The 9,362-nt window shown below is 46.1% G+C and carries 8 protein-coding genes and 2 pseudogenes; 8 read left to right on the plus strand and 2 right to left on the minus strand.

What is annotated here, in order from left to right; genetic code table 11:
- Positions 1-148, minus strand: a pseudogene (locus tag ACRC32_RS24185) (photosystem II D2 protein (photosystem q(a) protein)); the annotation flags it as partial.
- Positions 149-557: 409 nt separating this feature from the next.
- Between ACRC32_RS24185 and ACRC32_RS24190 the strand changes: the two are divergent.
- The 7 genes from ACRC32_RS24190 (at position 558) to ACRC32_RS24220 (ending at position 8,978) form a co-directional block, all read left to right on the plus strand.
- Positions 558-1,160, plus strand: coding sequence for a photosystem I assembly protein Ycf4 (locus ACRC32_RS24190; RefSeq protein ID WP_438556366.1), 603 nt, complete (start codon positions 558-560; stop codon positions 1,158-1,160).
- 126 nt (positions 1,161-1,286) lie between these two features.
- Positions 1,287-2,066: a peptidylprolyl isomerase gene (locus tag ACRC32_RS24195; RefSeq protein WP_438556367.1), complete on the plus strand. Its 780-nt coding sequence runs from the start codon at positions 1,287-1,289 to the stop codon at positions 2,064-2,066.
- Positions 2,067-2,119: 53 nt separating this feature from the next.
- Positions 2,120-3,331: a beta-ketoacyl-ACP synthase gene (locus ACRC32_RS24200; protein ID WP_438556368.1), complete on the plus strand. Its 1,212-nt coding sequence runs from the start codon at positions 2,120-2,122 to the stop codon at positions 3,329-3,331.
- Positions 3,332-3,413: 82 nt separating this feature from the next.
- Entirely contained in the window at positions 3,414-4,649 is a 1,236-nt protein-coding gene (locus tag ACRC32_RS24205; RefSeq protein ID WP_438556369.1) for a PQQ-dependent sugar dehydrogenase, read from the plus strand.
- A 288-nt stretch (positions 4,650-4,937) separates the two neighbouring features.
- On the plus strand, positions 4,938-6,347 hold the full coding sequence (locus ACRC32_RS24210; protein WP_438556370.1) for an amidase: 1,410 nt from the start codon (positions 4,938-4,940) through the stop codon (positions 6,345-6,347).
- Between the two features lie 215 nt (positions 6,348-6,562).
- Positions 6,563-7,966: an AAA family ATPase gene (locus ACRC32_RS24215; RefSeq protein ID WP_438556371.1), complete on the plus strand. Its 1,404-nt coding sequence runs from the start codon at positions 6,563-6,565 to the stop codon at positions 7,964-7,966.
- 133 nt (positions 7,967-8,099) lie between these two features.
- On the plus strand, positions 8,100-8,978 hold the full coding sequence (locus ACRC32_RS24220) for a tetratricopeptide repeat protein (RefSeq protein ID WP_438556372.1): 879 nt from the start codon (positions 8,100-8,102) through the stop codon (positions 8,976-8,978).
- Here ACRC32_RS24220 and ACRC32_RS24225 read toward each other — a convergent pair.
- Complete coding sequence (locus tag ACRC32_RS24225; protein WP_438556373.1) at positions 8,931-9,071, minus strand: hypothetical protein; 141 nt, start codon at positions 9,069-9,071, stop codon at positions 8,931-8,933. The genes ACRC32_RS24220 and ACRC32_RS24225 overlap by 48 nt on opposite strands.
- On the opposite strand from ACRC32_RS24225, the pseudogene ACRC32_RS24230 reads away from it, so the two are divergent.
- A pseudogene (locus tag ACRC32_RS24230) lies at positions 9,065-9,362 on the plus strand (hypothetical protein); the annotation flags it as partial. The gene ACRC32_RS24225 and the pseudogene ACRC32_RS24230 overlap by 7 nt on opposite strands.

Below are 9,362 nucleotides of genomic sequence, written 5' to 3' on the forward strand. Positions count from 1 at the left end.
TCAGCCATCCACCTAGTGCTAGGTAGGCGCAGGGGAATAATAATAGCCCCGACCAGCCGACGAATACAAATCTATCGCGCTTGAGCCAGTCGTCGAGAACGTCAAACCATCCTCTTTGACTCGGTGCGCGTCCTACTGCAATTGTCATTTAAAATCCTCTGGGTTTACTAAAAATTGCAACGCTTTTTGAGGAATTAACTTTTTGTTGACTAGGAGATGGTTTAGATCCAACTCCGCAGGCAAGAAAATCGTTGTAGTAACTAACGCCTTTCTCACTAGAATGCCATGTCAGTGTTGCCGCTTAACCAGCAACTTGACAGCACGGCTGATTAATGTTTCTTAATCGATCGCAGTGACCGCACCTCAAGCCCAATCCACAAAAGCGGATTGGGTGTTTAGTGTTAGATTATAGTCTAATCAAATATGAGAATTTTTACAATTTGACACAAGTTTTCTCAGTTCTCTCAGATTGTTCGCAGGTTGAATCAGGAAACTTACTATGTGAATAATAAGAGTGGAAAACCGCCTTCAGTAGTTTAACTGAGCAGGGTAGTGACATGACGGCATCAACAACCACGAATTCCGGTGATTCGGAAGCTAAGGCAAACAAGAATAGTACTTCCAGCAGCTTGAATCAGAAAGTTTTAGGTTCGCGACGATTCAGCAATTACTGGTGGGCTACAGTCGTCTCCATCGGTGGGATAGGCTTTTTCTTGGCTGGACTTTCTAGTTACTTGCAAATTAATTTAATTCCTTTTGCCGAGCCGACCCAGCTCGTTTTCATTCCCCAAGGTATAGCGATTGGATTTTATGGAGTCGCGGGTCTGCTGCTAGCGCTGTATCTGTGGGGCATGATTTTGCTGGATGTAGGCGGTGGCTACAATGAGTTTGACAAGGAGAAGGGTGAATTTCACATTTTTCGGTGGGGATTTCCGGGGAAAAACCGCCGCATCGAAATTAAAGCTCCCTTACAAGACATTCAAGCTGTGCGTTTAGAGATTAAAGAAGGCTTGAACCCGCGTCGAGAGCTTTATCTACGAGTCAAGGGACGACGTAATATTCCATTGACGCGAGTAGGTCAACCTCTATCTATTACTAAGCTGGAGAACGATGGAGCAGAATTGGCTCGATTTTTAGCTGTGCCGCTAGAAGGACTGTAATTTCATCAAGTAATTTAATTAAAAATGCAGAATTTGCTTTGGGGAAGCAGATGTACCGTGGTAGAGCATTCGGAAGGAAAATTTTGCCTTCTGAAACTTTTTACCTAAGCGCGATCGAAAAGGCAAATGCAGTTAAAAGTCCGGCAGTGGTTGGTTTTAGTATTAATGATTGGTGGGTTATATTTGGCAGGATGTACGCCTAACCAAGTGGCTAATTCTGCTTCCCCCGACAATGCGGTGGCTGAAACCACACCTGTACCTGCAATTCAAACAAGTAGCGTTCAAATGAAGAATTTACCAACTCTAGAGGGAACGGCAACAGTTGTGATGACGGTGAAGGGGCAGCCAATTACTATCGAGGTAGATGGCAAGAATGCACCTCTTACTGCTGGCAATTTTGTCGATTTGGTACAACGGGGTGTCTACGATGGACTCGTATTCCATCGAGTGATCGGTCCCCAGAGCAGACCACCAGAACAACCTTTTGTGGTACAAGGAGGAGATCCGCAAAGCAAAAACCCCAATTTTTCACCTCAGCGTCTAGGAACTGGCGGTTTTATCGATCCAAATACAGGAACAGAACGTCAGATTCCTTTAGAAATTAAGCCAACAGGGGCAACAGATCCGATCTACAGTCGGACGCTGAAAAGTGCGGGAGTCAGAAAACAACCAGTTTTACAGCATCTTAGAGGGGCTGTAGCTATGGCGCGATCGCAACAGCCAGATTCCGCCTCTTCTCAGTTCTATTTCGCCCTTGCTGATTTGAGTTTTCTCGATGGGGATTATGCCGTATTTGGTAAAGTGACTAGCGGCATGGACGTAGTAGACAAAATTCAACAGGGCGATCGCATTGACTCTGCTAAAGTGACTGAAGGCAGTGACAAGCTGAAAAACGGTGGCAAATAATTAATTTCTGGGCGCACGCCGTGCGCCTCTCCTCTTAACTCTTACTCCAAAGCGTGGAAGTTGTTGTCACAGGTATTGGTCTTATTTCCAGCTTGGGAAAAAACTTAGAAACTAGCTGGGAAAACTTAATCCTCGATCGCATCGGCATTAGCTTACAGCAGCCCTTTTCAGAACTAACAGCTCGACCTCTAGCACTGATTGACGAACAACCAACACATGCGATCGAGTTAACTCAATTAGCAGTAGCAGCTGCTCTAAAAGATTCAGGCTTAGAATCACCTTTACCAGACTGCGGAGTAGTCATCGGTTCTAGCCGCAGCCAGCAAGCAGTTTGGGAAGAACTTCTGAAGTCGAAAGTTAAAAGTCAAAAGTCAAAACCGGAGACAGGAGACAGGAGACGGGAAACAAGAGCAATTTTTCTCCCCCAGCCTCCCCAGCTCCCTCAGCTCTGTTCATCGACTCCCGAATTCTCAGAAACTCTGCCAAATGCAATCGCCACAGTAGCAGCAAGACAAATTGGGGCAACAGGTATAGTATCGTCCCCAATGGCAGCATGTGCGACGGGGATTTGGGCGATCGCTCAAGGGAGTTTATTAATCGAAACTGGGCAATGCCAACGGGCGATCGTTGGCGCAGTGGAAGTGCCGATTACCCCCTTAACTTTGGCTGGATTTGGGCAGATGGGCGCACTGGCAACCACTGGCGCTTATCCATTCGATCTCCATAGAGAAGGATTGGTGTTGGGGGAAGGCGCATCTGTATTAGTACTGGAATCAGCACAAGCAGCCCAGCAGCGTTCGGCAAAAGTTTATGGTCGCGTTCTAGGTTTTGGCTTGACAAACGATGCTTTTCATGCAACTCAGCCAGAGCCAACGGGGAAAAGCGCGATCGCGGCAATACAACAATGTTTAGACCGCAGCAATTTAACACTAAAAGATATTGGTTACATCCACGCTCACGGTACGGCAACCCAGCTCAACGACAAGCGCGAAGCACAAATAATTCAGGATTTATTTCCTCATGGGGTTCCCGTAAGTTCCACAAAAGGAGCCACGGGGCATACTTTGGGAGCTTCTGGAGCGATTGGTGCGGCATTCTGTCTGATGGCATTACGTCATCAAATATTACCGCCATGTACGGGACTGCGATCGCCTCAATTCGATCTCGATCTAATCGTCACGTCGCGAAAAGCAGCACTCAGACACTCACTCTGTTTGAGTTTTGGCTTTGGCGGACAGAATGCTGTTTTAGCCTTGGGCAAATAGGGACAAATAGGTTCGCCGCGAGCGACATTTTTCTGTCACATTCCTATATCACTCTAGAGATAAAAAACTATTACAGCCAAATATGAAAGCAAAAACTTACGGTTGGATGAAAAAAGTAGGGAGTGCGATCGCCCTATTAACCATTGCAAGTTGTTCTGTGACACAACAGCCTAACACCTCTACGACTGCACAAACGACACCCAATTCATCATCGAGCAATCTTAGCGTCTCTAACAGTGGGAATGTTGCTGCTGCTCAGGGCGTTCAAAAGACGACTGTAGTAGAAGGCTTAGACCATCCGTGGAGCCTTGCATGGCTACCAGATGGATCGATGTTAATCACCGAGCGATCGGGACAATTGCGCATTATGCGGAATGGGCAACTCGACCCAACACCGATTGCAGGAGTTCCCGAAGTCCTCGTAGGTGGTCAAGCCGGTTTGATGGATGTTTCAGTTCACCCGCGCTTCGCTGAAAATCGCTTAGTCTATCTAACCTATTCCCACGGTACAGAGCAGGCAAACCGCACCCGCCTCGCCCGCGCTACATTTGACGGGAAAAGCTTGAGCAACCTGCAAGTTCTTTTTGAGGTTTCCCCAACTAAGTCTGGTCTGCAACACTTCGGTTCGCGTATCATCTGGCTGCCTGACAGTACTATGCTATTGGCGATCGGTGATGGTGGCAACCCACCGATTCAACTCAATGGCGAGTTAATCCGTCAGCAGGCGCAAAACCGCCGCAGTCGTCTTGGTAAAATTGTGCGGCTTAACGATGATGGTTCAATACCGCAAGATAACCCCTTTGTAAAATCTACTGATACTGAGCCTGCAATCTGGAGCTACGGACACCGCAACATTCAAGGCTTGACCTTTGATCCAATAAATAACCGCATATGGGCAACAGAACACGGTTCGCAGGGTGGTGATGAAGCCAATCTCGTGCAAGCAGGCGGAAATTATGGTTGGCCGATCGTCACGTATAGCCGCGAATATAGCGGAGAAGAAATCACTAAAGAGCGATCGCGCCCTGGTATGGTAGATCCCAAACTAGTTTGGACACCAGCAATAGCACCTTCGGGTCTAGCATTCTATAGTGGGGGCAAATTCCCGCAATGGCAAGGCGATTTATTCGCGGGCGGACTCGTCTCTCAGGATGTGCGGCACATTGACTTAGATGCTCAGGGTAATGTGGTAAACCAGCAGGCGATCGAGATCGGTCAGCGCGTGCGCGACGTACGCCAAAGTCCCGACGGAATGCTGTATGTCTTAACGGATGATAACAATGGACAGTTGATTCGTCTCGAACCTAGTGGAGGATAGGCAAGTCAAAAGTGAAATGTTTGTAGGGGCAGGTTTTGACCCGAAATTTTGAGCTGTGGTTGTCAATTTCGTGGCTAAACCCGCCCGTAAAATAGAAGGCGGGTTTTGAGCCAAAATTTCGAGCTGTGGTTGTTAATCTCTTTGCTAAACCAACCGTACAGTAGGAGAGGGTTTTGACCAAAAATTGCTGGCATTAGCTGTGAATCTAGGTGCTAAACCCGCTCGTACAAAAGTCAAATAGTTATAAGTTATTAGCAACCGAAACATAAAAATCAAAACTGTGGAATTATGAATTCAATCGATCTAGCATTTGCTCCTGCTCTAGAACAAGCGCGATTAATTCGGAACAAAGAAGTTTCTCCACGGGAGTTAGTGCAGCTTTATTTAGAACGAATTGAACAATTCAATCCGCAGTTGGGTTGCTATTTTACGGTGATGGCAGAAATGGCGATCGCTCAGGCACAAACTCAGACAGAAATGCTAGCTAACACTCAAAACCCAGTTGAGCTACCACCTTTTTTTGGCGTGCCGATTGCGCTCAAAGACATGAATCCCGTAGCTGATATCCCTTGTAGTTATGGCAGTCCAGCACTGCGCGATCGCGTTGCGACTTACGATGATGCTGTGGTAGCGCGGGTGAAACAAGCTGGATTTATTATCTTGGGTAAAACCGCAACTTCTGAATTAGGTTCTTTTCCCTATACAGAGCCGATGGGATTTCCTCCTGCCCGGAATCCTTGGAATCCAGATTATACACCAGGGGGTTCTAGTGGTGGATCGGCGGCGGCTGTAGCCGCAGGATTGTGCGCGATCGCCCAAGGTTCCGATGCAGGCGGCTCGATTCGCGGTCCCGCCTTTTGTTGTGGTTTAGTAGGCATCAAACCAGCCCGGGGACGGGTATCCTATGCCCCATTGGGCGATCAATTAAGTGGTGTCGCAGCCAACGGTCCTATTGCCCGTACTGTCTCCGATGCTGCTGCTTTACTAGACGTGATGTCGGGATACGTGACGGGAGATCCGTATTGGTTGCCAGCACCAAATCCCTCATTCCTAGCTGCTACGATGCGATCGCCCGATCGCCTGCGAATCGCCTTTACCAACTCGCTACCCCAAATCGGGACGGCAGATCCAGTTTGTCAGCAAGCAGTTTTGGGTACGGTGAGGCTATTGGAAGCAATGGGTCATCAAATAGAAGAAGGCTGTCCCGATTTCACGGGATTAATCGAGCCATTTACTGCTGTGTGGCAAGCAGGCGTAGCTTATGCGGGACTACCAAAAGAAATCTTGCAACCGATGAATCAGTGGTTGCTCGAACAATCGGGTTCTGCCGGAGATTATCTTCGTGCTGTCGCACAGGTACAAGTTATTGCCAGACGGATTGTGGCATTTTTCGACTCAGTAGATGCGCTGATCTTGCCCACATACATGCATCCACCAATTCGCGTTGGTGAGTGGGCAGCATTAAGCCCAGAAGAGACGCTACAAAAAATTATTCATTGGGTCGCTCCCTGTCCGCCTTTTAACGCTAGTGGACTACCCGCGATCGCTATTCCCACTGGTTTTGCGCCTAACGGTTTACCCATCGGCATTCAAATCGTCGGTCGTCCTACAGCCGAAGCTACCATTATTGCGATCGCCGCCCAACTCGAAGTCAATAAATTCTGGAGCCAGCATCGACCAGCTATTGGTAATGAGTAAGTCAAAATTCAAAACTCAAAAGTCAAAACTGAGGAGTCAGGAGTCAGGAGTCGAGGAAGAAAGCAGAGGAAGCTCCAGGAGCAAAGGGAGAATTTCAATCCAAAATCTAAAATCTAAAATTTATTCACGCACCACTCACTCCTCACTCCTCACTAATGTAATATTTCTGATTCGATATGGGCATCTTATATTTTAGAGATGAATCAGAAGCATTTATGACTAGTAGTGAAGATACTCTGCGGGCTTTGCGTGCAGCCTTGCTTGTTTCGCCCGATAATCTACCGCTCCGCCAACATTTGGCAGATACTTTAATGAAATTGGGGCAATTTGAGGAGGCAGAACAAGAGTATCGTCTTGCTCTGTCATTGATGCCTGAAAACCAGTTTCTACAGCTCAATTTGGCTTCTATTTTTTATCAACAAGGCAAAAATTCTCAGTCAATAGTGCTGGTCGAAAACCTGCTTAAAAGCTCCGATCCTCCAGCTTTTGCTCACTTACTCTACGCTCGTTTGCTTCTACATGCTGGCGATGCTACAAATGCAGCTGCACATTTCCATATAGCTGTTGTACTCGATCCAGAAATGAACGATCCTATGTTGGCGGCTCGGCTTGGCATCACTGATGCTGCTACTCATAAAATTTCTGTTCCAGAGTGCAGAGCGCCAGAATCTAAATCGCCAGAGTACAAAATACCGGAGTACGAATTAGATGTTAGTAATGCGCTGGAAGCACCCTTGGAGCAACCATCGATCGCTTTTCAAGACGTTGGTGGAATGGATGCTATTAAGGAAGAAATTCGGCTGAAAATTGTTCATCCATTAGCGCATCCAGAAATTTATCAAGCTTACGGTCAACGGATTGGGGGAGGAGTATTAATGTATGGTCCCCCTGGTTGCGGTAAAACTTATTTAGCCAGAGCTACAGCTGGAGAAATTAAAGCGAGATTTTTATCTATAGGCATCAATGATGTCTTGGATATGTGGCTGGGTAGTAGTGAAAAGAACTTACGCGAATTGTTCGAGCAGGCACGACGATCTAAGCCTTGCGTGCTTTTTTTCGATGAAGTCGATGCTCTAGCTGCCAAACGCACTGATATGCGGTTTAGTAGCGGTCGTCAGATTGTCAATCAGTTTCTTGCCGAATTAGATGGTGTAGAAAGCCCTAACGATGGCATTCTGGTTTTAGCTGCTACTAACGCTCCCTGGCATTTGGATTCAGCCTTTCGCAGACCAGGGCGCTTCGATCGCATCATGTTTGTTCCGCCACCCGATCGCCACGCACGGGTAAACATTTTGCGTATCCTCTGCCGTCATAAGCCAGTTGAAGATATTGACTACGATTATTTAAGTAAAAAAACCGCTAGCTTTTCTGGGGCAGATTTAAAGGCAGTTGTAGATTTAGCCGTAGACAGAAAACTACAGGCAGCGATTCAGCAAAGGATACCTAAACCTCTAGCAACTAAAGATTTTTTAGCCGCAATCGATCTAATTCATCCTTCCGTTACTGAGTGGTTCGCGACTGCTCGTAATTATGCAACTTATGCCAATGAAAATGGAATTTATGACGATATTCTGCGTTATTTGCAACTAGAAACAAAGGGTAAAAACAAGCTTTTTTAATCGTGTTTTTTATTGGGAAATATAGGAATATAAAGTAATAAGCCCAAAAAATGTAGGATGCGTTAATTAACGCACCTACCAGTTAATCTGTTCTCACAGAAAATCGAGATATACAAAATAGCAATAAATTTTTATGTTTATAAATTTAGACAAAGCATTAATTTTAATCGAGCAATCACGCTACAAGCTGGCAGAAATAGAAATTGAACGACAATTAGCCATCGATCCAAATAGTTCTTTTGCCCATGCTCTCTTAAGTATATGCTTAATAGAATTAAATCGAGATCGAGAAGCAACTCAAGCAGCGAAGCAAGCAGTATATTTAGCGCCTGACTTATCTGACACTCATTATAATTTAGCAAAAATTCTCTATATTCAAAAGCAACTCAAACCAGCCAAAAAAGCAGTTCAAGAAGCGATTCGCTTAGACCCAGAAATCGCCGATAATTTTGCTTTGTTGTCAATCATTCAATTAGCGCAAGACGATCGCGATCGCGCATTGTCTAGTGCGGAACAGGGATTGAGCTTGGATGCTGAGCATGTGCTGTGTCTTAATCTTCGCGCTATGGCTTTATTACGCCTACGTCGCTACCAAGAAGCACAAACCACGTTGGATGCAGCAATCTTTCAAGACCCCGAAAATCCAGCTGCTTATGCGATTAAAGGTTGGGTATATTTATATTGTCGGAATAGAGATTTGGCTGAACGATGTTTTCGCGAATCGTTGCGACTCGATCCCGAACAAGAACAGGCACGCACGGGAATAGTAGAAGCTTTGAAGTTGAAATACTCGCTCTATAAATTTGTATTTAACTATAGAATTTTTTCGAGACAAATTAATGTTTTTCCGCGAATAGCATTTGTTGGTATTTTCGTAGTTTTGAGCTTATTGAATTGGCTCTTCTTACTAGTGCCATTCTCAATGTTACTATTAGAAATGGTTCAAACTTTGTTTAACCTACTACTAAGATTTGACACCCAATGGCGATCGCTCCACATCCCCACGCATTAATTCTGCTGGCGCGTACGGTAGCATGAAGGAATCGGCAGCGCGATCGCATCGCGTTGATATCTGTTCCACATCGCGGGAGAATACCCATGCCACCGAGAATTACCGATCCAGTTGCATGGCAACAGGCAGAACTCTTAATGCAACCTGCTTTTATTCGCATCATCGACCACATTCGCAAGCATTTAGACGAATCAGCGTGGCAGGGAACTTACGAGAACGTATTAATCTGGTCTCCAGACACGACTGAGGAAATGAAAACTAGGGTCATCTTGCTGCTGCAAGAGTTGGATGGTGCTTCTCCAGAACGCACGGCAGAAATAGAACAGGCGATCGCCAACCTTCCGACCCCCCAACCAGGATATCAGTTATCTCTACAAAACCAAG

Origin of the sequence: Chroococcidiopsis sp. (assembly GCF_051657925.1) — a bacterium.
GTDB lineage: Bacteria > Cyanobacteriota > Cyanobacteriia > Cyanobacteriales > Chroococcidiopsidaceae > Chroococcidiopsis.